Origin of the sequence: Niveibacterium sp. (assembly GCF_041909475.1) — a bacterium.
In the GTDB taxonomy this organism is placed as follows: domain Bacteria; phylum Pseudomonadota; class Gammaproteobacteria; order Burkholderiales; family Rhodocyclaceae; genus Niveibacterium.
The window spans coordinates 41,808-63,972 of record NZ_JAYRDJ010000010.1; the positions used below are offsets into that span (position 1 = coordinate 41,808).

Consider the following 22,165-nt stretch of genomic DNA (forward strand, 5'->3'; position numbering starts at 1 on the left):
CCCGCGGCGCCGCGGCCTATGCTGAGAGCAGGCCCCGGCGGTGCGACGCGGTCGCCTTCGCCGCGGGTGGAGGGCCGAACATGGCCGATGCCGCCGCGCAGCGCGACCAACGCTGTGCGCAAGCGCTAGAAATCGCTGCCGCCCTGCTGCGCGAAACGCACCCGGGCCGCGAATTCGCGCTCGATGCGGACAGCGCCTTTGGCCGCGACCTGGAGCTCGACAGCCTCGGCCGCGTCGAACTGATCAGCCGCATCGCCGACGCGCTGAAGCTGCACTTCCCCGAGCGCGCCTACGCTGAGGCTGACACGCTGCGCGAGTTGCTGCGCTGGGCCGGCGAACAACCGGCCGCAAGCGCAGCAAGCCCGCTGTCGCTCGACACGGCACGCGAGCAGGGCACGCCGGTACATGCGCAAAGCCTGGTCGAGGTGCTCGAATGGCGCGCGCAGCGCGAGCCGGATCGCCTGCATGTGCTGCTGCTGGACGACGCGGGCGCAAGCCAGCCGCTTAGCTTCGCCGAACTGTGGCGAGAAGCCGGCCAACGCGCCGCGGCGCTGCTCGCCGCCGGCTTGCGCGGTGGGCAAAGCGTGGCGCTGATGCTGCCGACCGGGCGCGACTACCTCGTCAGCTTCTTCGGCGTGCTGCTCGCTGGCGGCGTGCCGGTGCCGATCTACCCGCCGGCGCGGCTGGCACAGATCGACGAACATGTACGGCGCCACGCGACGATTCTCGCCAACGCCGAGGCGCGTCTGCTGATCACGGTGCCGCAGGCCAAGCCGGTGGCGCTGCGGCTGCGCGCAGCGGCGCCCGGCATCCGCGCGGTGCTGGCCCCTGAGGATCTCGTCGGCACCGCGCAGCATGTGATGCACCCGGCGGCCGATGCGCTTGCGCTGCTGCAATACACCTCCGGCAGCACCGGTGATCCGAAGGGCGTTGCGCTGAGCCACGCCAACCTGCTCGCCAACCTGCGCGCGATGGGGCAGGCCTGCCGCGTCACACCGCAGGACGTGTTCGTCTCCTGGCTGCCGCTCTATCACGACATGGGCCTGATCGGCGCCTGGCTGGGCGCGCTGTACCACGGCTTTCCGCTCGTGCTGATGTCCCCGCTCGCCTTCCTCGCCAACCCGGCGCGCTGGCTGCAGGCGATCTCGCAATACCGTGCGACGCTGTCGGCCGGCCCCAACTTCGCCTACGAACTGTGCGTGCGCAAGGTGCCGGATGCGCTGCTGGGCGAGCTGGATCTTTCAAGCTGGCGCTTCGCGTTCAACGGCGCCGAGCCGGTCAGCCCGGCCACGCTGGAAGCCTTTGCCGCGCGCTTCGCGCCGGCCGGCTTGCGGCGCGAAGCGCTGGCGCCGGTGTATGGGCTGGCCGAATGCTCGGTCGGCCTGGCTTTCCCGCTGCCGGGCCGCGGGCCGCGCGTCGATCGCATCCGCAGCGTGCCCTTCATGCAGGCGCGCCGCGCCGAGCCCGCCGCAGCGGGCGCCGCCGCGGTGCAGATTGTCGCCTGTGGCCGACCCTTGCCCGGGCATGAGGTACGCGTTGTGGATCTCGCCGGCGACGAATTGCCGGAACGGCGCATCGGCCGGCTGGAATTCCGTGGCCCTTCTGCCACCGCAGGCTATTTCCGCAACCCGGTGGCGAGTGCGCGGCTGTTCCACGATGGCTGGCTCGATACCGGCGACATGGCCTACCTCGCCGACGGCGAGATCCATCTGACCGGCCGCATCAAGGACATGATCATCCGCGGCGGCCGCAACCTCTACCCCTACGAGCTGGAGCAGGCGGTCGGTGCGCTGCCCGGCGTGCGCCGCGGCTGTGTGGCGGTGTTTGCGTGTGCGCCGGCGGGCGGCGGCAGCGAGCGCCTGGTCGTGCTGGCCGAAACGCGCGAGCACGACGCCACGGCCCGCGCCGCGCTGCAGCGGCGCATCGCGGAATGCACGCAAGCGGTGCTTGGTGAAGCGGCGGACGACATCGTGCTGGCGCCGCCGCATGCGGTGTTGAAAACCTCCAGCGGCAAGCTGCGCCGCGCTGCAACGCGTGAGCGTTACCTCGCCGGCGAGCTGCGCCAGCGAGACTGGCCGCTGTGGGGGCAAGGCCTGCGCTTGCTCGCGCAAGGCGGGCTGGCGCGCGCCCGGCTCATGCTGCGGCAGGCCGGCCGGCGCCTGTGGTCGTGCTGGGCTTTCGGTGCTTTCGCATTGCTGGCGGTGCCGACAGCACTGCTGCTGGCGCTGTGCCCGCGCCACGCGTGGTCGCGCGCCTGGGTGCATCGTGCCGCGCGCGGCTGGTTAGGGCTGTGCGGGCTCTCGATCGAGATGCCTGCGGCGCTTGCGGCGCCGGCCGGGGCGCATCTGCTGGTGTGCAACCACGCGAGCTACCTCGATGGCCTGCTGCTCAGCGCGATACTGCCGCAGCACTACCGCTTCGTCGCGAAGGCGGAGCTGGCGCAGCAACGCGTGGCCGGCAGGCTGATGCGCGGGCTCGGCGCGCTCTTCGTTGAGCGCCACGATGCGCTGCGCGGTGCCGAAGATGTGGCGCTGCTGGTTGATGCCCTGCGGCAGGGCGCGTGCCTGGTGCTCTTCCCCGAGGGCACCTTCACGCGTGCGGCCGGGCTGCGCCGTTTCCACAGCGGCGCCTTCCTCGCCGCCGCCCATGCCGGTGTGCCGGTGGTGTGCACCGGGCTGCGCGGTAGTCGCGCCTTGCTGCGTGACGGCACCTGGCTGCCGCGCCGCGAGTCGCTCGGCTTCGAACAGGGCGCCACGCTACAGCCCGACGGAAACGACTGGCCGGCGGCGATGCGCTTGATGGCGGCCACGCGCGGTGAACTGCGGCGTTTGTGCGGCGAACCGGATCTTGAAACGGGAGCTCAGGACGGCGCGTGATCGCGCTTGCGCGCAGCGTGGCTGGGGGCCGAGAGGGCCGTTCGCAGCAGCTCGGGCGTGGCGCGTTCGCTGTCGATCATGAGGGTGATCGATTGTTCATCCGCATCGAGCGGATCGCTGTGCGCGAGCTGATGCGCCAGCACATCGGCTGTGGCCTCCGACGCATCCTGCCGCGCCAGGGCTCGCGTTTGAAGACGCTTGAGCAGCGTCACCGCTTCAGCCTGACAGCTGAGGATGCGGCAGGGCACATCAAGCTTCTGCGCAATGGCACGGAAGCCATCGCGTTGCCAGCGCTTGAGGTTGGCCGCGTCGATGACCACGCTGTGGCCGTCGGCCAGCAGGCCGGCTGCGAGCGCTGCCAGCCGCGCATAAGTGGCGCGCGTAGCCCCGTCGGCGTAGATGCCACCGTCGATCGGCGAACCGCTGCGGCTTGTTGCTGCGAGGCCGTTGAGACGCTTGCGTTCAACGTCGGAACGCAGGCGCACCGCACCGATCAGTTCGAGCGCAGCGCCCGACCAGTGCGACTTGCCGCTGCCGGATGGTCCGTGCATCAGCAGCAGTTGTGGCGCCGGTTTGCGCAAGGCTCGTGCGGCGCAGGCGAGGTAGCGCGCACGCTCCGCCATCGCCTGCGGGTGACTGGCGGCATCCGGTTGCGCGGCACGAATGCCGGCGACGAAGGCGCGCACCAGCGCGCGGTAGGCGTGGTGGAAGCGCAGCGCCGCGAGGCCCGGGTAGTCGCCGCTGTGTTCGAGGTAGCGGTTCAGGAAGCGCCAGGCGTAATCGCTGCGGCCATGGGCTTCGAGGTCCATGAACAGGAAGGCGACTTCGCTGATCACGTCCACCCAGCGCAGGTTTGCACTGAACTCGATGCAGTCGAACACCTGCGGCTGGCCATGCAGCAGCGCGATGTTGCCCAGGTGCAGGTCGCCATGGCCTTCGCGCACGAAGCGCTCGCGCTTGCGCACCGCGAAGAAGGCTTCGAGTCGCGCGTACTCGGCCGCGCACCAGGCATCCAGCCGGCTCAGCAGCGCACCTTCGTCGGCGGTTTGCGCGCTGGCGCGCAAAGGGGTGATCACATTGGCGACCGGCTCCCACACCGTGGCGCGCGTGCCGTAGGGGTCATCGATGCCCGCACGCGCGATGCGCTGGTGGAAGTCCGCCACCGTGTCGGCGATCGCGTCGATGAGGTCGGCCGTCAGTGCACCACGCGCAGCGATGCGGTCGAGCAGCCCATCCTGCGGAAACTCGCGCATCCGTACCGCATAGTCGATCGCATCGGTGGCGTCGGTATCGGTGCTGATGCGCGGCGCGTGCATGTCACCGCAGATCGCCACGAGCGCGAGATACAGACCGGGGGCGAGGCGGCGGTTCAGGCGCAGCTCGGCTTCGCAATCAGCGCGGCGCAGCGCGAGCGTATGGAAGTCGACGAAACCCAGATCGACCGGCTTCTTCAGCTTGTAGGCGAAATCGCCGGTCAGCAGCACCCGCGAGATGTGCGTTTCCAGCAGCCGCACTTCACCGACCGGATGCGGATAGCACGCGGGCTGGCGCAGCGCTTCAACCAGTTGGCGCTGTTGGGCGTCGGGATCGAACGGAGGGACCTCGGGGTTCATGGTGATCGCGGTCAGTGCGGGCGGAAACGCGATGGCTTGCCGCTTTCTCACCGTAGGCGACCGCAGCCGGCAAAGCAATCGTGCGCGCTGGCGACGTTGATGCAGCACTGATCTGCGCTACAGTCGCCGCCATGTCTGCCTTGCTCGAAACCCTTCCGCCGCAGCCGCGTGTGCTGCTCGATTCCAACACCGTGCTCGCGCTGTGGCTGTTCCGCGACCCGAAGCTGCCGCACCTGCGCGAGGCCTGCGAAGCGGGTCGGTTCGCGCTGCTGGCGCGTGAAGAAACGCTGGAAGAGCTGCGCCGCGTGCTTGCCTATCCGCAGTTCGCGGTGGCGCCGGATGCGCAGGCCGCGTTGCTCGCCGAATACCGCGCGCGGGTCGAGCTGGTGCCGGCGATCGAACTGGAATACCTGCTGCCGAAGTGCCGCGATACCGACGACCAGAAGTTCATCGAACTGGCGTTCACCGGCAACGCGAACCTGCTGCTGAGCCGTGACAAGGCGGTGCTGCGGCTGGCGAAACACCGCCTGCTGCGCGAGCGCGTCGCGATCATCACGCCCGAGGCGTTCGAGCGCTGGCTGTCAGTCGCTGCGGGCTGATTAGCCGTTGCTGCGCTTGGCACCGTCGTCGGCGATCCTGGCGGCCTGCAGCCAGCGTTTCGGATCGTCCGGATTAGGCAAGGGGCCGACCTCCGGGTTCTTCAGATAGATGACGTTGCGTTGCGCGAGCTTCGCGTGGCGCAAGGACTCGGCGAACTCCTTCTGGAATGCGGCCTCGAAGGAGCCGTCGGCGATTGCGCGTTCGAGCCCGCGTTGCACGCGCTCCGCCAGCGCGGCGTTGCCCTTGCGTACGAAGAAGTAGTCCGGCAGCGGGTAGTTCAGTGCGAGCGTCTCCTCGACCATCAGGTCGGGAAACCGCAGCGCGCGCGGTTCGATCTCGCGGTACGGCTCATGCACGCCACGCGGGAAGAAATCGAATTTGCCGTTGGCCAGCATATCGAAAAGGTCCTCGTAGTTCTCGGTGGTCACGACCTTCAGCCCGTTGCCGCGCAGCACCTTGGTATCCAGCCAGTCTTTCAGCTGACCGGCGCTCAGCGCCTTCAGGTCGTCGAGCGTGCGTATCGCGGCGAAGCGGGGCGCGAGTTTGCGATCGATGATGAAGGTGCGGATACCGAGGATGCCTTTGCGGATGCAGATCGGGATCGCCTGCAGCCGTTGGTTGAGGTCGCGATCCGGCGGGTAGTTCGCAATGTCGATCAGCCCGCCGCGCTCGATCTCGGCCTGGATGCGCGCATTGGTCATCGGCTCGGATACCTGCACCGCGCGGGCTGGACCATCCTCCTCTGCGGTCTTGTCGAGCGCCAGTTGCAGGATGCGCACCGGATAGGTGTAGCGGAAGTCGGTGGGGTTGGCACCGCGTGGGAAACGGATGATCGTTTCGCCCGCCTGGGCGGCCATCCCCACAACAAGGCTTGCAGCGAGCAGCAGTACGCGGACGCAGCGCGGCACGGAATTCCCCCCGGTGTTTTTTCCTCAAGCCTAGCGCGTTCGCGACGCGCGGGGTAGGGTCACTCCGTCTGCAGCGCGCGCTGGATCAAGCTTTCCACATCGCAGCCGGCGGGCAGGGTGCCGAAGCTGTAACCCCAGTCGCCCGCCAGGCGCGAACGGCAGAAGGCCTGCGCGATGCCGCCGGGCGCGTGCTGCAGCAACAGCGCAGCTTGCAGCGCGAGCACGATGTCCTGCGCGAGGCGGCGCGCGCCGATCGGGTCGAGCTGGGCCGCGGCGAGCGTGCGCTGCAGCGTGCCGGTGAAGTGGTCGAAATCTGTATTGCGACCGGCCGCGGGCGCCAGTTCGGCGGCCAGTGCCTCGGCTGCGTGCGGGCTGCGGCCGAGCGCGCGGATCACGTCGAGGCACATCACGTTGCCCGAGCCCTCCCAGATCGAATTCACCGGCATCTCGCGGTAGATGCGGGCGTGCGCGCCGGATTCGACGTAACCGTTGCCGCCCATCACCTCCATCGCTTCGGCGGCGAGCTCCGGCCCGCGCTTGCACACCCAGTATTTAGCCGCGGGCGTGATCAGGCGGCGCAGGTGTTGCGAGGCGTCATCGTGTTCGTCGAACGTGCGAGCGAGGCGTAGAGCGAGCGCGATGGCGGCTTCGACTTCGAGCGCCAGATCGGCCAGCACGTTGCGCATCAGGGGCTGGGCGACGAGCTTCGCGCCGAAGGCGCCGCGGTGGCGGGCGTGGTGCAGCGCGCGCGTGAGCGCCTGGCGCATCAGGCCGGTGGTGCCGAGCACGCAATCGAGCCGCGTGTAGGTGCCCATTTCGAGAATCGTCGGCACACCGCGCCCGGCCTCGCCGAGCAGGGTGGCGTAGGCGCGCTGGAACTCGACTTCGGACGAGGCATTGGAGCGGTTACCGAGTTTGTCCTTCAGGCGCTGAACCAGCACCGGGTTCTTCGTGCCGTCCGGCCGCCAGCGCGGCACGAAGAAGCACGACAGCCCACCGGGCGCCTGCGCCAGCACCAGATGCGCGTCGATCTGCGGGCAGGAGAAGAACCACTTGTGGCCGGTCAGCGCCCAGGTGCAGTGGCCGTCGGGCTCTGCCCAAGTGGTGTTGGCGCGAACATCCGAACCGCCTTGCTTCTCGGTCATGCCCATGCCGATCAGGCCGCCGCGCTTGTGTGCGAAGGGCACGTCGCGCGGATCGTAGTCGCGCGACATCAGGCGCGGCAGCCAGTCGCGGGTGAGCTGCGCGTCGCGCGCGAGTGCGGGGATCGCCCCGTAGGTCATCGTCGTCGGGCACAGCGATCCGGCCTCGACCTGCGCCTGCATCAGGTAGCCGGCCGCGCGCGCGGCGTGGGCGCCGGGGCGCGGTTCGGCCCACGGCGAGGCATGGAAGCCGCGCGCGACGATGCCGCGCATCAAGTCATGCCAGGCGGGGTGGAATTCGACTTGGTCGACCCGGTTGCCACGCGCATCGAAGGCCTGCAGCACCGGGCCGTAGGTGTTGGCGAGCCGGCCGGCCTCGAAGACCTCGACGCGCCCGAGCGCAGCGCCGGTGGCGCGCAGCGTGTCGGCCGCCCAGCCTGCACCCTCGCGGGCCGCCGCTTCGCGCAGCGCCGTGTCGGCATCGAACAGGTTGTAGTCGCCCAGATCCGGAGACTGGTTGGTGACTTCATGCGTGGGCCAGCTCATCGCGCGAATCCTCGGTCAGTTGCCGCGCTGATTCTGCTGTACGCGGGCGTATGGATCACGCTGCGCTGCGGTATCCGGTACGCTAGCGCACCATGATGCGCATCACGCTGCCCCTGCACCGTATTGTTCCCGGTCTGTTCCCGCTGTTGGTGGCGACCGGCGCTTTTGCAACGACGATAGGCGAACTGCAGGGCAGCGGCCATCTCAGCCCTTACGCCGGGCGCAGCGTTGAGGACGTGCGCGGCATCGTCACCGCGGTTTCGCGCAACGGCTTCTGGCTGCAGGACGAAACGCCGGATGCGGACGAACGGACTGCCGACGCGGTCTTCATCTACGTCGCCAAGGGCGCCAAGCCCGCTGTCGGCGACCGGCTCGGCGTGAGCGGCCGCGTCGGCGAATACCGGCCCGGCCGCAACCCGGACAATCTGACGATCACGCAGATCGACGACGCGCGCTGGCAGCGCCTGGCGAGCGGCGTGCCGCTGCCGGCGCCGGTGCGCATCGGCGAGGGCGGACGGTTGCCGCCCACCACCGCAATCGCGCCCACCGTGGGCAATGTCGAAGCCGCACGTCGCGCGCTGGAGCCCGCCCGCTACGCGATGGATTTCTTCGAGAGCCTCGAAGGCATGCGGGTTGAGATTGACGATGCCGTTGCCGTGAGCCCGCGCGGTAAGCGCGGCGAGCTGGTTGTGATCGCTGCGGCACAGGCGCAGACCGGGCTGCGCTCGGCGCGCGGTGCGTTGACGATTGCGCCGGGGGCTTTCAATCCGCATCGCATCCTGATCGACGATTCGCTCGCTGCGACGCCGGCCGGTGTGACGGTGGGCGATCACCTGCGCGGCGTGCGTGGCGTGGTCGACTACGCCTACGGCAGCTATCGGCTCAAGCTCACCGAAGCGCCGCAGTTGGTGGCGCAAAGCTTGCCGGCGGATGCCGCGCCGCCGCTCGCGCCGGGCCAGCTCTCGGTCGCCGCCTACAACGTCGAAAACCTCGGCGGCGATGCGCCGCAGGCGCGCTTCGGTGCGCTGGCGCGGCAGATCGTCGGGCCCCTGCGCGCCCCGCATCTGCTGGCGCTCGAAGAAGTGCAGGACAGCAGCGGCACGCGTGACAACGGCGTGACCGACGCAACGCGCACGCTGACGCGGCTTACCGATGCAGTCCGTGCCGCGGGTGGGCCGGCCTACCGCTGGATCGACGTGGCGCCGGAGAACAACGCGGACGGCGGTGCGCCCGGCGCCAACATCCGGCAGGTGATCTTGTACGACCCGGCGCGGGTGCAGCTCGACGGCAGTGTGGGCGGGGCGCGTGAAGCGGTGGCGATCGGCCTTGGCGGCAAGCTGCAACCGGCGGCGGGACGCATCGCGCCGAGTGACTCGGCGTTCGAGTCCAGCCGCAAACCGCTGGCCGCGCAGTTCACGGTAGCGGGCAAGCGCCTCGTCGTGGTGGCCACGCACTTCGTTTCCAAGCGCATGGATCAGCCCTTGTTCGGGCCGCAGCAACCGCCCTTCGCCGGGTCGGAAGTGCAGCGCGCGGCGCAGGCCGCGGTGGTGGCCGACTTTGTGCACACGCTGCGTGGCCACCGCGCCGATGTGGCGATCATCGTGCTGGGCGACTTCAACGACTTCGCCTTCGGCCCAGCCGCGCAGGCACTGGAGAGCGCCGGCCTCGCCAACCTCACGCTCGGCCTGCCGCCGCAGGAACGCTACAGCTTCATCTACCAGGGCAACGCGCAGGCGCTCGACCATGTGTTCGTGTCTCCGGCGCTGGCGGAGTCGCTGCGCGGCTACCAGATCGTGCACCTGAATGCCGAATACCCGGACGCCCAGTCGGATCACGATCCGGTGCGTGCGGTGTTTGCGATCGATGCCATCCCGCGCTGAACGCCAGCAAGCCTTTCCTCCGGTTGCTGCTGCCGGTGCGCGGGTGCTGATCCTCGGCTCGATGCCGGGTGAGGCCTCGCTCACCGCGCAGCAGTACTACGCCCACCCACGCAATGCGTTCTGGCCGATTGTCGCTACGCTTTTCGGCTTCGATCCGGCCGCACCGTATGCGGACCGCTTGCAGCATTTGCAGGCGGCAGGCGTGGCCTTGTGGGATGTGCTGGCGGCTTGTCGCCGTGTCGGCAGCCTGGATTCGGCGATCGAGGACGACAGCATCGAGCCGAACGATTTCGCCGGCTTTCTGGCCACCTACCCCGGCATCACGCGGATCGCCTTCAATGGCACCGCCGCCGAAACCCTGTTCCGGCGCCATGTTTTGCCGCGGCTTGATGCGAGGGCGCGCGCGATCGAGCGCATCCGCCTGCCGTCGACCAGTCCGGCGCACGCGAGTTTGCGCTTCGATGACAAGCTCGCTGCCTGGCAGCACGTTTGCGCCTGGCCTAGCGATCCCGGGTGATGCTGCCGTCGGCAAGGTTGAAACGCACGGTGGCGTCGGGCCCGCGCAGCGCGAAGAAGATAACCTGCGGTGGCTGTTTGCCGCGCCCCTGCTCATAGCGTACGCGCGTTGCGCCTGCGAGCGGTGGCTCAATCCGCAGATAGTCGGGCCACTGCGGTAGATATGCTGGCACCAGCATCTCTGGTCGTTCGGGCCAGCGGCCGTTTTCTGCAAGGTAGCGCTGAAAGGCCGGCGCCGCGTGCTGGAGGAAGCTGATGCGCTGCTGCGTCAGCGCGCGCAGGTCGCTGTCAGCCCTGACAGCCGATACCCCGATCACCAGCAGGCCGGCGACGGCCAACACCGCCGCTTGGAGATGCTGCCGGCGCGGCAACACCGGCCGCAGCAGCCGCCAAAGATTCTCCAGCAAGCGCGCCGACAGCACGAAGCATCCGGGCAGGGCCAGGATCGCCGTCACAAAAGTGCCTTGCAGCGTCAGCGACGACAGCGCCGGGATCAGCGCCAGCACGAATGCCAGCAGTGCATGTTTGCGCATCATGCCTCAGTGCTGTGTATGTGGCAGTGCCTGATGCGGCACGCCCAGCTGGGTGGCGATTTCGTGCTTGGCGTGCGCGGCGAGGTGGGCGCGCTCGGCTTGCGAATCGATGGCCGGCAAGACCCAGGCTTCGGCGACCAGACCATCTGCCAGCGTGATCGCGCGCATGCACTGCCACAGCGAGATATCGCCGTCGTAAGCCGGTGCGGGGCTGATCGGGTGTTGCGGATCGCGGTAGCGGATCGCCACCGGCGCCACCGGCACGCCGGCATCCACCGCTGACTGCAGCAGCGCGGGGCGGAAGGGCAGCATGTGCGTGCCGTTGGTGGTGGTGCCTTCGGGGAACACCACGATCGAGACACCTGCCTGAAGATGCTCGACCATCGATTCCGCGGTGCGGCGCGCGGCCGCGCGATTGCCGCGCTGGATGAAGATGGTGTCGGTGTTGGCGACCAGCCAGCCGACCAGCGGCCAATCCTTCACATCGTCTTTGCACACGAAGGTGCAGGGGCGCAGCGCGTTGATGACGAAGATATCGAGCCAGGAAATGTGGTTCGCAACGATCAGCGCACCACCGCCCACCACTTCGCCGTGCAGCACCGGCGTGACGCCCAGGCAGTTGAGCAGTTGGATCGACCAGCGCTGCTTGGCAGCCAGTTGTTGCGCTTCGTTCCAGCGCGGGAAGCGGATCGCGACGATGGCGCAGCCGCGGAAGAAATGCAGGATGGTGCGCAGTAGCCGCCAGGCGGCTCGGATCTGTTTGAACAAGGCAAGTACGGGTCGGCGGGGCTGCGGGCTGGCCGGGCGCATCGCGCCGGCCACGTGCGCCATGCGGCCCTGTGCCGGCCGTTGGCGTGGCGCGATTGTAACCCGTGCCCTCCGGGCGGCTCCCAGTGCCCCGCGTGCCAAAGGCGTGACCGTAGCGGCCAGCCCCGGCGCCGAAACGACTGCAATCACTCGCTGCGCGAAGCGATGAAGTGGCGCGCGTAGCGGGCGTCGGTGTGGCCCATCGGCAGCAGCAGCAACAGATCGGCGGTGTTGAAATCCGGATCCCATGCCGGTTCGCCGCAGACCATCGCGCCGGCCCGCATGTAGCCCTTGATCAGCGGCGGCAGTTCGGCGCGCTGGCCGTTGCGCAGCGCTTCCAGCGGCAGGCGCAGGCGCGGAAAGCCGCGCCATTCGGCCGGCGCCTGGTGGGCTTCGAGCTGGTCGTAGATCGCCGCGGCGGCGTGGCCGCCATCGGCCATGCTGATGCTCGCGCAGCCCATCAGGTATTCGTAGCCGTTTTCCTGCATGAAGCGCGCAAGGCCCGACCACAGCAGCGCAATCACAGCGCCGCTGCGGTATTCCGGGTCGATGCAGGAGCGGCCGATCTCGACCAGGCGGTCGCGAATCAGGTGGAAGCGGGTCAGGTCGAATTCGGTTTCCGAGTAGTAGCTGCCGATGCGGCGTGCGGCGCTCGGCGTGAGGATGCGGTAGGTGCCGACGATGCGGCCCTGCGCTTCGTCGCGCACGATCAGGTGCTCGCAGAATGGATCGAAATGATCGCGGTCGACGCCGTGTTCGCGGCTGTTGAGGCGCGCGCCCATCTCGTCGGCAAACACGCGCCAGCGCAGCTTCTGCGCCTCGCGGATCTCGGTCTCGCAGCTCGCCAGCCGCACTTGCAGATCACGCGTACGGGCCCGCTCGGGCCTGGATTCGATTTGCAGCATGCTTCTCACCCTGTCTTGTCCGTTTTTTGTCGGGGTGACTCTAGAATCCGGCCATGACCCAAACATGACGCGTGCGTTACCGCCGTGTGACAACGCATTTCAGGAAGACACCGTGAGTCCGAAGATCCCCTCCACACCCGCCAACCGCTTGCTGCGTAGCCGCGGCATCGCCTTCACCGAACACTGTTACACCTACGTCGACCACGGCGGTACGCGGGTGTCGTCCGCCGCGCTCGGTGTCGACGAGCACTGCGTGGTGAAAACGCTGATCCTGCAGGACGACCGCGCCCATCCGCTGGTGATGCTGATGCACGGCGACCGCGAGGTCTCGCTGAAGAACCTCGCGCGCGCGATCGGCGTGAAGAGTGTCGAGCCCTGCAAGCCGGAAGTCGCCGAACGCCACTCCGGCTACCGCGTCGGCGGCACCTCACCCTTCGGCACCCGCAAGCAGATGCCGGTGTATGTCGAGCGCACGGTGCTCGACCTGGAGAAGCTCTACATCAACGGCGGGAGCCGCGGGTATCTCGTCGGCATTGCGCCGGCGGATCTGGTGGCGCTGGTGGGGCCCGTCGCGGTGGACGCGGCGACGGGGTGATGCAGCCTTTCTCCGCTCGGCCGCGGTTGGGCGGTGTGCGGTCTTTGCTTCCTGATGGGAACTCCTGATGAATCACCTTGCAGCGAACACGAGAAGTTCGATCCTTGTTCTCCTGTCTGCGGTGCTGGCGCTTGGTGCTTGCGCGCAGTCCGAAACCGCTGATCAGCGGGCGCAGCGAGAACGTGCAAAGGCGGGCCTCGCTCTGTGGGAGCAGAAATGCAAGACCGAGGCCGGCGAGAAGATCTATCGCACGGTGGAGGACGTCGAAGGCATCACGCTGCTCAAGGTGCGCCCGCCAGCGGGCGAGAACGAGTGGCACGATCGCATGTGGCCGGGGGCGGCGTTTGCCCATGAGGGAACGGCCGAGGAATACATCAAAGACTTTCTTGGCTACGAAGAGGCTTTCGGACGACCTATCACTCCGACAGCGCGTGGCGGGATTAACACGTCCTCTAACCCGTCGCCGAAGGAGCGCCCCGGCTACCGCTATGTTGATGTAACCGACGAGAAGGACGGCACGCGTTATCGATATTCCGGCTCGGTCAAGGTGGTTGGTCAGAAAGATCAAACGGCCCCCGGGATCATCAGTGAGATGAAGAGCGAGGGAGACCGCTTTGATCCGAACGTCTATCGTTGGACGCTCGACAAGACCTATGCCCCCGAACCATCTTTGCGCTATGCCGTGACCTACGAGGACCACGTTGTGCCGGAGGAACGTGCACTCGGGGTTGCGAGTAGCACGGTGACAGTGCTGGACATTCAAACCAACGAAGTGCTCGGTGAATTGACGGTGTATGCCTTCACCTATGGATTCGAATCTCGCGGTAACAGTGCTTGGATGCGCGCTCGAGTATGCCCGACCTACGGGGGCGGCTCCGGCTCTCCGTCGCGCTTATTTGTCGATCAAGTTCTTGTGCCGCGTAAGGACAACTGACGTACCCTCGCGTTCCGCTAGCTACTATTGGACGCTTGCGCACATGCAGTGAAGTTGCTTGGGCTGAGCGTTGCGAATTCCAACGCGATGGCTTGCAAATTGCGCGGGCGTTTTGCGCCGGCCTTCCCGCTGAAGCCGGGTCCCGCCCCGGCGGGCGGGGTACTTTCTTTGTGCGAACAAAGAAAGTACCCAAAGAAAGTCGCCCCGCTTCAACGCCGCGCGCTTCGCACGCGGTGCCCTGCGCTGCTCGAAGCATCGGGTGGCTGCGGAACTCGGCCCTTCGGCCCTCAGACAGTCCTCGCCACCGCCGCTACGCGTCGGAACCCGATGCTTCTGCGCTGCTCGGCGTTTCAGAGGGGGAGGGAAAAGCGTCGACGTTCTTCTGCTGTCGGATTCTCGTGGCCCGGATGCACGCCGCAGGCCGGAATCCAGAAGGTGCAGTTGAAGATTTGGATGCGCCCGTCCCGGATTTCGCTGCGCTCCATCCAGGCTACGAACAGCACGCAATCGTTGATCAACCGATGGTTTTGACTTTCGGGTCCCGTTGAGAGCGCCGAACGGAGGTGTCGGCCGGCGGGGCAGTCCGGGCTCGCTGTTTGAGGCGCGCAGCGCCGAGTTCGCGAGGCCGGCCGACGGGCGATGCCGCAGTGAGGGCAGCCCGCAGGGCCGCGAACGCCGGGTCGTCTTTTCTTGGTTACTTCTTTTGACGAAGCAAAAGAAGTAACACGCCCGCCGGGGCGGGACCCGGCTTGAACGGTCAGACTGACGCAACGTAACACGGTCAATCGAAAGCCGAAGCGTCGGGCTCCTCACCGTTCAGCCCATTCTGCACCGCCGCCACCGCGCAAGGTGCCCGCGCCAGGGCACCAACCTCTCTGCCGTGCGATCCGTCGCTCCCCCTCCGCAAATCCGCTACCGAGCGGATTACCAAAGCGGCATACTCGCCGGCACATCCGAATCCGTTCTGGAGCATGGGCATGAACCCGTTTGCGAACAAACGCATCCTGGCCGCTGGCGCGGTCGTCGCGGCACTCGCGGCCGCTGGCGGTGGCTGGTGGTACAAGCACCGTGCAGCCGGCGCGGGCGGGACGATGGCGGGCGATGCGGTGATCGCGGATACCGGCGGCCCCTTCGCGGCGACCGATTGCCGCGCGCGTTTGTTCGAGGATCAGCCCGCGCTGGCGGTGGTGTTCTCAGAACCGGTGGATCGCAGCCAGGCACTCGACAAGGTTTTCCAGGTGACCGACCTCGGCCGCATCGACGGCAAGTCCGAAGCGGGCGAGGAGCAGGCCAACGGCAGCAAGCCGCGCAATGCGGACAAGGCGGCGCCGGGCGAAAAGATCCTGCAAGGCAGTTGGGTGGTGGATGGCAACCCGCGCGTCGTCGTGTTCCCCTACATCCAGCCACAGCGCAAGTACCGCATCACGGTGAATGAGGGCGTGCTGGCTGCGAGCGGCGCGAAGCTTGCCAGCGCGAAGACCTGCGAGCTGGCGACCGAGGAAATGCCGCCTTCCTACTTCTTCGCCAGCAAGGGCACGGTGCTGCCCGCGAAGCAGAACGGCGGCCTGCCGGTGGTGACGGTGAACGTCGCGGAAGTGGATGTGCAGTTCCTGCGCGTGGAGCCGGAGAACCTGCCGCGCTTCATCGAACAGGTGATCGCTGGGCGCCGCGCGCCGGCCTCGGACGAAGAGTCCGACACCGAGGGCGGCGAGGAGAACTACGAATATGGCTACGACACCAACAGCCGGCTCAAGGGCACCGTGGGTTCGTGGCAGCTCGATCGCCTGCGCGATGTGTCGAAGAGCGTCTATGCAGGCCGTTTCCTGACCGGCGACAAACCGAACAAGCGGCAGGTGACCTTCCTGCCGGTGGAAGACGTGAAGGAACTGCAGGAGCCCGGCGTTTACATCGCTGTGATGAGCCAACCGGGCCGCTTCCGCGAGGAGTATCAGGTCACCTACTTCTACGTCTCCGACATCGGCCTGCACGCGCACCGCAACACCAGGACGATGGACGTGTTCGCCACCTCGCTGGTCAGCGGCAAGGCGATGGGCGATGTCGACGTCGAAGTGCTCGATGCCAACGCCAAGAGCCTTGCGAAAGCCAAGGTCGATGGCGATGGGCATGTGCAGATCGCCGGCCTGCCTGCTTCGGCCCATCTGCTGCTGGGGCGGCGCGGCAAGGAATTGTCGCTGGTGGCGCTGCGCGAGCCGGGGCTGGATCTCTCGGAATTCGATATCGGTGGCCACCTGCCGCGCGACGCCAAGCTCTTCGTCTATGCCGGGCGCGATCTGTACCGGCCGGGCGAGAAGTTCAATGTCTCGCTGCTCGCGCGCGATGCGGATGGCCGCGCGCTGCCACCTTCGCCGGTGCAGGCGATCCTGAAGCGGCCGGACGGCCGCGCGGTGGTCACGCAAAGCTGGCGCCCGAACGACAAGCAGCCGGGCTACTTCCAGCAGGCGCTCAACCTGCCGGCGGACGCGCAGACCGGCCGCTGGATGCTGGAAGTGCGCGCCGACCCGGCCGCGAAGGCGCCGGATGCGGTGTGGAGCTTCCGGGTTGAAGAGTTCCTGCCCGAACGCATGAAGCTCGACCTGAAAACCGCCAAGGCGCCGCTGATGGGCGGCGAGGCCTTCGAGGTGGCCGTGCAGGGCGACTACCTGTTCGGCGCGCCGGCGGCGGGCAACCGGCTGCTTGGCAGCGTGGCGATCGAGCGCGCACGCACGCCTTTCACGAAGGAATGGAACGGCTTCATCTTCGGCGACTTTGCCGACGATACGCTGAAGCATCGCAGCGAAATGGAAGAGACGGCGCTCGATGACAAGGGCGCGGCCAACGTCACGGTGCCGACGGGCATCGACAGCGCGAAGTCGCCGGTCACGGTGCGCGCGTCCTTCAGTCTGCTTGAATCTGGTGGCCGCCCGGTGGTGCGTTCGGTTGAACGCGTCTGGTGGCCGGCCAAGGCGATGATCGGTGTGCGCCCGGCCTTCGATCGCGATGTCTCGCGCGAAGAGCAGAACGCCGATTTTGAACTGGTCCGCGTTACGCCCGCCGGTGCCCTGGCGCCGCTGGCGCAGGCGAAGATCCGCCTGTTCCGCGAAGACCGCCAGTACTACTGGCGCTTCGACGATCAGCGCGGCTGGCACTCCGGCTTTACCGAAACCGAAGAGCTGATCGAATCCGGCGCCGTGGCGCTGAAGCAGCGCGCCAAGGTGTCGCTGCCGGTGAAGTGGGGCCGCTACCGCCTCGAAGTGGAAGACCCCGACACGCAGCAAACGCTGCGCTACCGCTTCTACGCTGGCTGGAACGCGCAGGACGCCGACGACGTCGGCAACCGGCCGGATCGTGTGCAGATGAAGCTTGAAGGCGTGCCGGCAAAGCCCGGCGACACCGTGCGCCTGACGCTGACACCGCCGCACGATGGCGAAGCGCTGGTCGTGGTCGAAGGCGACAAGGTGCTGTGGACCAAGCGCGTTGCGGCATCTACCGGTGGCACTACGGTCAGCATCCCGGTGGATGCGAAGTGGGCGCGGCATGATCTGTATGTGTCCGCCGTGGTGTTCCGCCCCGGCAGCCAGGGCGACCGCGTGACGCCGGCGCGTGCGCTGGGCCTCGCGCACCTGCCGCTGGCGCGTGAGGACCGCCGCCTCAAGGTGCAGGTGACGGCGCCCGACAAAGTGCAACCGGAACGCATCACGAAAGTGAAGGTCAAGGTCGATGGCGCGGCGGGCAAAGTGGCGACGGTTACCCTCTCGGCGGTTGATGTCGGCATCCTCAACATCACGCGCTACAAGACGCCGGATCCCTTCGACTTCTTCTTCGGCAAGCATCGCTATGCGCCTGAACTGCTCGATCTGTACGGCAAGCTGATCGAGAAGATGGATGGCACGCGCGGCAAGCTCAAGTGGGGCGGAGACGCCGGTATGCGCGACAGCCAGTCGATGCCGAAGAAGGTGAAGCTCGTCGACATCTTCAGCGGCCCGGTGCAGCTCGATGCCAAGGGCGAAGCCGAGATCCCGCTCGACATTCCGGACTTCAACGGCACGCTGAGGCTGATGGCGGTGGCGTCCACCGCCGAGCGCTACGGCAACACCGAACGCGAGATGACCGTCGCCGCGCCGATCGTTGCGGAACTTGCGACGCCGCGCTTCATCGCACCGGGCGATCTGGCGACCATTGCACTGGACGTCACCAACCTTTCCGGCGCACCGCAGGAGATCACGCTCAAGCTTGAAGCCGCGGACCCGGCAAAGATCAAGGATGGCGAGCGCACGCTCAAGCTCGCCGACAAGCAACGCAGCACGCTGCGCTTCCAGGCCGAGGCGACGGATGCCTACGGCCTTGCACGCGTCACGCTGCAGTTGAAGACGGGCGGCGCCAAGCCGATCGTCATCAAACGCGAATCGGCCCTGCAGGTGCAGCCACCGGTGCCGATGGAGCGCGTGGTACGCCGCGCGCGCATCGAGCCGAACGGCAGCCTCAAGCTCGATCCGACGATGATCGCGCCGTACTTCAAGGCATCGAGCAACGTCAGCGTCACGCTCTCGAACAAACCGCCGCTGAACGTGAAGGCGCTGGTAAAGGGTCTGCTCGACTACCCCTACGGTTGCCTTGAGCAAACCACCAGCGCGGCCTACCCGCATGTCTTCATCGACGAGGCGGGCGCCAAGGCGATGGGGCTGGAGCCGCGCACGCGTGAGCAGCGCGCCGCCTTCATCGAAGGCGCGATCGGCCGTATCGCCGGCATGCAGGGTGCGCAGGGCGGCTTCACGCTGTGGGGCCAGGGCAACTACGAACCGTGGCTGACCGCCTATGTCGCCGGCTTCCTGCAGGATTCGCGCGAGGCCGGTTTCACCGTGCCGGCGGAGATGAGCAAGCGCGCGCAGACCTGGATGCTGCAACAACTGCAGAACGCACCGAACAACTTCCCCAGCATCCCGGGTACGCTCAAGCCGGACGACAAGGGCTTCTACAAGGCGCAGGACTACGAGCTGCTGCGCAACGGCCACCAGCGCTTCGCCGAGATGGCGCATCTGGCCTACATGCTCGCCCGCGAGCAGGCCGCGCCGCTCGCTACGCTGCGCCTGCTTCACGATCAGTACCGCGACCGCGCGCGTTCACCGCTACCGCTGGTTCATCTTGCGATTGCCTTGCAGCTCTCCGGTGACCCGGCGCGCGCCAAGGTTGCACTCGATGAAGCGATGACGCGCCGCTATGGCGTTCAACCGACCGGCTACTACTGGGAATGGCTGGGTGACTACGGCTCGCCGGTGCGCGATCTGGCGCTGTCGTACGCGCTGCTGGTGCGGCACAAGATCGCGCACCCGCGCCGCGAGCAGATCCTCTTCGACCTCGCCGACCGCCTCGGAGAGCGTGGTGGCTGGGCTTCCACTCAGGAACGCCTGTCGCTGTTCCTTGCGGCACGTGCGGCGGGCGGCGACGGCAAGCAGGAATGGAGCGCCGTGCTGAAGAACGGTGACGCGGCCCAAACACTCACCTCGAAGAGCTCCGAAGCACGCAGCTTCGACGCTGCCGCACTCGCCCGTGGCGTGCAGATCGATAGCAGCCACAGCGAGGCCCTGTTCGTCGAGATCGAAGCCAGCGGCTACCCGGTCAAGGCGCCCGAACCGAAGTCCGACGCCATCAAGCTTACCCGTACCTGGTACGAGGCCGATGGCAAGGAATGGAAGGGACGCCCGCTCAAGGTGGGCGACATGATGATCGTGCGCGTCACCGCCAGCGCAAAGCAGCGCATCGAAGACGGCTTGATCGTCGACCACATTCCGGCCGGGTTCGAAGTCGAGAACATGAACCTCTCGCAGGGGCCATCAGCGCAGGAGTTCACCGTTGGCAACATCAACGTCGGCCAGGCGATGGAGGATGCGCGCATCAAGCACCGTGAGTTCCGCGACGACCGCTATGTCGCCGCGGCGCGGCTTGAGCCGGGTGAGCTCAACGTGTTCTACATGGTCCGCGTCGTCACGCCGGGCCGCTACGTGGTTCCGGCCCCGTTCGCGGAAGACATGTACCGACCCGAACTGCGCGGCATCGGCCCCGCCGCGGCGCCGATCACGATCGTTGACCCGAGGGCGCCCGCTGAGAGGTAAGCACCTCTCGTATCCGCATGCAGGTGGCGCCACGCTACCCGCGAGGCGCCATCGCCAGCTTTGCGCTGAAAGTATTGATCCACGAACCTTGGGCGGTCGTGTTCGGGCCGTCCTCTCCCTCCGCACATTCACCCTACTGACCAATCAAATGAGCCTCTTTACGAGAAATGGCGCGATTGCCGTCCTCTGCGTTCTGATCCTGAGCGCTTGTGGCGGCGACGGCGGCCCGAACGAACCACCTATCGTAGTCAGCCAGCAAAGGTTGAGTACGCCTGTAAATGGGGCGTCTCGTTATCTGCTCTATCTGCCGAAGGATTACGCGCTTGAGCCGGGAAAGAAGTGGCCTCTGGTCGTTTTCATGCATGGGTCCCAGAGTTTCTCGAATCTCGAGATCGATTCGCTATCGAAGCAAGGGGTCATGGGATACATGAAGTACGCAAGCTCGCATCTGCCGGCAATTGTCGTGCAGCCTCAGCAAGATGTGGATCTCTATGACTATCCGATCGCCTGGCACGATCCGGTGTTCATGGACGCGGTGATTCGGGATGTCGAAGCGCGTTACTCGGTCGACAAAACACGCATATCCATCACTGGCGGAAGTATGGGCGGCTTTGCGAGTTGGGCGATGGCTTTGAGTTTTCCGAATCGCTTCTCCGCCGTGATGCCTGTGGCGGGCGGCCTGGTGAACGACGACATGCTGTGGTTTGCCAGCCGTCCGCTGACGACAACCGCTGACTGGGGGCCGGCGTTCGACGCGGTGGCAGGCAACACGGTACGTGTCTATATCTCGAAGCCGGACGCAAATGTACCGCTTGATGTTGCAAGAAACGCCGCAGCTATGCTGCACAGCAGCGGCGGAGCCCCTGATGTGCGCGAAGAAAATACCGATCACGGCGGTGTCCAGACGCTGGCGTTTCAGAAGGAGCCCATCGAGTGGCTGATCGCGCAAGTGCGGGTTGATGCCGACAGCCGTGCCACGCCCATTCCGCGACCAGAGGAATTCGCTGGTGACTATCACTTCGAAACTGGCGGAAAGGTCAGTATTTCAAGCGCGGCAGACCGGATCACGCTTGATTACGGCGGTGGTCGTCGCCCGGTTCCGTTCATTCATCTTCGGGATGACCGATTCATTGCCGGGTGGATGATGCGGGCATTGCGTGACCGTGCCGGCAACGTGAAGTGTTTTGTCACGCCGATTCCCGGCATCGTGGTGCCCTACGCCTACTACCCCGACCTGATTCGTGACGGTGCAACGGAAACGTGCCGCGAGTGACCGGAATCGGCCTCACCGCTGCGCCGATCACGATTCTCGACTGCGTGGCCAACGGCAGTGATTGCCGGTGTGTGTAGGTCAGCGCCGGGAGGGTTGAGCAAAATGCGAGGCCGTGCAGTTCGCACTTTGGTGGCCTCCCGAGGGCAATCCTGCGGGGTTCATTGCATCAGCCAACCCGGCGTCACTGGATGGATCAGCAACGCTGGGGCGTGGTTGCTGTAACCCAGAGGCGGATCAGCGGCAGCGACCGATGGAATCGGCCTTGCAGCGATGACCGTCCACCCACACCGCGTTAGTAAGGACCGCTCCTTTGAATCGCGCGTTCACGATGTTCGCGCCCGACAGCGAAGCACCGCTGAGATCGGCCCCGGCGAAGTTGGTATTGACCAGATTCGCGCGACTCAGATTGGCGCCAGCGAGATTGGCGCCGCTCAGATCTGCGTTGGTGAGGTTGGCGCCCGCCAACTGGCGGCGCGACCAATCAACGCCTTGCAGGGACTGATTCGCCATTTCGAGCTCGTCGTCGGCATCGTTGTCATTGGCGACATGGCTGCGTGATTTCGCCGCCGAGCCCACTTGAACCTGCGCGCCTTCCCCGACCTGGATGTCGACGCCTGGGGCGCGTACCGAAACGTTGCCGGCCCGGGCTTGAGTGACCAGGCAGGCGCCGATCAGCATGCCAATCAGTGTCACGGCCAGTCGAGCCTGTCTTGAAGTGTTCATCCGATTCTCCTCAAAAATGCCATTGGAATTTTTTGGCCGGCATCTTGTCAAGGAACGATTGCCCGGATCGGTGAAGCGGCGGATGCCGAGGCGCGAGAAGTCGTTGCTGGCGCCCTGGTGGTGCAATCGCTTTGCAACTGCCATGCGTACCATTTTCTCCTTCTTCCCAGGCTTGGGCTCAGGCCCAAGCCCAAGGTGTCTCGTGGG

The 22,165-nt window shown here is 66.7% G+C and carries 15 protein-coding genes; 8 read left to right on the plus strand and 7 right to left on the minus strand.

From position 1 onward, the window contains the following. Nucleotides 1-80 precede the first annotated feature (80 nt). On the plus strand, nucleotides 81-2,876 hold the full coding sequence (locus ACE3P0_RS08930) for an AMP-binding protein (protein ID WP_374401990.1): 2,796 nt from the start codon (nucleotides 81-83) through the stop codon (nucleotides 2,874-2,876). Here the strand turns inward: ACE3P0_RS08930 and ACE3P0_RS08935 are convergent. Beyond that, complete coding sequence (locus tag ACE3P0_RS08935; RefSeq protein ID WP_374401992.1) at nucleotides 2,861-4,489, minus strand: AAA family ATPase; 1,629 nt, start codon at nucleotides 4,487-4,489, stop codon at nucleotides 2,861-2,863. The genes ACE3P0_RS08930 and ACE3P0_RS08935 overlap by 16 nt on opposite strands. 131 nt (nucleotides 4,490-4,620) lie before the next feature. Here ACE3P0_RS08935 and ACE3P0_RS08940 point away from each other — a divergent pair, with 131 nt between their 5' ends. Further along, complete coding sequence (locus ACE3P0_RS08940; protein ID WP_374401994.1) at nucleotides 4,621-5,088, plus strand: putative toxin-antitoxin system toxin component, PIN family; 468 nt, start codon at nucleotides 4,621-4,623, stop codon at nucleotides 5,086-5,088. Here the strand turns inward: ACE3P0_RS08940 and ACE3P0_RS08945 are convergent, their stop codons facing one another. After that, nucleotides 5,089-5,997, minus strand: a complete 909-nt coding sequence (locus tag ACE3P0_RS08945; protein WP_374401996.1) for a substrate-binding periplasmic protein — start codon at nucleotides 5,995-5,997, stop codon at nucleotides 5,089-5,091. It abuts the gene before it with no gap. 59 nt (nucleotides 5,998-6,056) lie between these two features. After that, nucleotides 6,057-7,685, minus strand: a complete 1,629-nt coding sequence (locus ACE3P0_RS08950) for an isovaleryl-CoA dehydrogenase (RefSeq protein WP_374401998.1) — start codon at nucleotides 7,683-7,685, stop codon at nucleotides 6,057-6,059. 92 nt (nucleotides 7,686-7,777) lie between these two features. Here ACE3P0_RS08950 and ACE3P0_RS08955 point away from each other — a divergent pair, with 92 nt between their 5' ends. Further along, nucleotides 7,778-9,565, plus strand: coding sequence for an endonuclease/exonuclease/phosphatase family protein (locus tag ACE3P0_RS08955; RefSeq protein ID WP_374402000.1), 1,788 nt, complete (start codon nucleotides 7,778-7,780; stop codon nucleotides 9,563-9,565). Continuing rightward, nucleotides 9,549-10,082: a DNA-deoxyinosine glycosylase gene (locus ACE3P0_RS08960; RefSeq protein WP_374402002.1), complete on the plus strand. Its 534-nt coding sequence runs from the start codon at nucleotides 9,549-9,551 to the stop codon at nucleotides 10,080-10,082. The genes ACE3P0_RS08955 and ACE3P0_RS08960 overlap by 17 nt, the downstream gene beginning before the upstream one ends. Here the strand turns inward: ACE3P0_RS08960 and ACE3P0_RS08965 are convergent. The 3 genes from ACE3P0_RS08965 to ACE3P0_RS08975 all read right to left on the minus strand — a co-directional run bounded on the left by ACE3P0_RS08965 (nucleotide 10,066) and on the right by ACE3P0_RS08975 (nucleotide 12,326). Next, nucleotides 10,066-10,587 (minus strand): hypothetical protein, encoded by a 522-nt coding sequence (locus ACE3P0_RS08965; RefSeq protein ID WP_374402004.1) that lies wholly within the window; start codon nucleotides 10,585-10,587, stop codon nucleotides 10,066-10,068. The genes ACE3P0_RS08960 and ACE3P0_RS08965 overlap by 17 nt on opposite strands. A 33-nt stretch (nucleotides 10,588-10,620) precedes the next feature. Then, on the minus strand, nucleotides 10,621-11,445 hold the full coding sequence (locus ACE3P0_RS08970; protein ID WP_374402006.1) for a 1-acylglycerol-3-phosphate O-acyltransferase: 825 nt from the start codon (nucleotides 11,443-11,445) through the stop codon (nucleotides 10,621-10,623). Nucleotides 11,446-11,567: 122 nt separating this feature from the next. Beyond that, nucleotides 11,568-12,326: a GNAT family N-acetyltransferase gene (locus ACE3P0_RS08975; protein WP_374402008.1), complete on the minus strand. Its 759-nt coding sequence runs from the start codon at nucleotides 12,324-12,326 to the stop codon at nucleotides 11,568-11,570. A 112-nt stretch (nucleotides 12,327-12,438) separates the two neighbouring features. Between ACE3P0_RS08975 and ybaK the strand changes: the two genes are divergently transcribed. The 4 genes from ybaK to ACE3P0_RS08995 all read left to right on the plus strand — a co-directional run bounded on the left by ybaK (nucleotide 12,439) and on the right by ACE3P0_RS08995 (nucleotide 21,235). Beyond that, nucleotides 12,439-12,921, plus strand: coding sequence for a Cys-tRNA(Pro) deacylase (gene ybaK / locus ACE3P0_RS08980; protein WP_374402010.1), 483 nt, complete (start codon nucleotides 12,439-12,441; stop codon nucleotides 12,919-12,921). Between the two features lie 67 nt (nucleotides 12,922-12,988). After that, nucleotides 12,989-13,855, plus strand: a complete 867-nt coding sequence (locus tag ACE3P0_RS08985) for a hypothetical protein (RefSeq protein ID WP_374402012.1) — start codon at nucleotides 12,989-12,991, stop codon at nucleotides 13,853-13,855. Between the two features lie 977 nt (nucleotides 13,856-14,832). After that, nucleotides 14,833-19,962 (plus strand): alpha-2-macroglobulin, encoded by a 5,130-nt coding sequence (locus ACE3P0_RS08990; protein WP_374402014.1) that lies wholly within the window; start codon nucleotides 14,833-14,835, stop codon nucleotides 19,960-19,962. Between the two features lie 148 nt (nucleotides 19,963-20,110). After that, nucleotides 20,111-21,235 (plus strand): alpha/beta hydrolase-fold protein, encoded by a 1,125-nt coding sequence (locus ACE3P0_RS08995; RefSeq protein ID WP_374402016.1) that lies wholly within the window; start codon nucleotides 20,111-20,113, stop codon nucleotides 21,233-21,235. Between the two features lie 234 nt (nucleotides 21,236-21,469). Here the strand turns inward: ACE3P0_RS08995 and ACE3P0_RS09000 are convergent, their stop codons facing one another. After that, the gene (locus ACE3P0_RS09000; RefSeq protein WP_374402019.1) at nucleotides 21,470-22,102 is read right to left on the minus strand and encodes a pentapeptide repeat-containing protein; all 633 of its coding nucleotides are present in this window, start codon (nucleotides 22,100-22,102) and stop codon (nucleotides 21,470-21,472) included. Nucleotides 22,103-22,165: the final 63 nt, after the last annotated feature.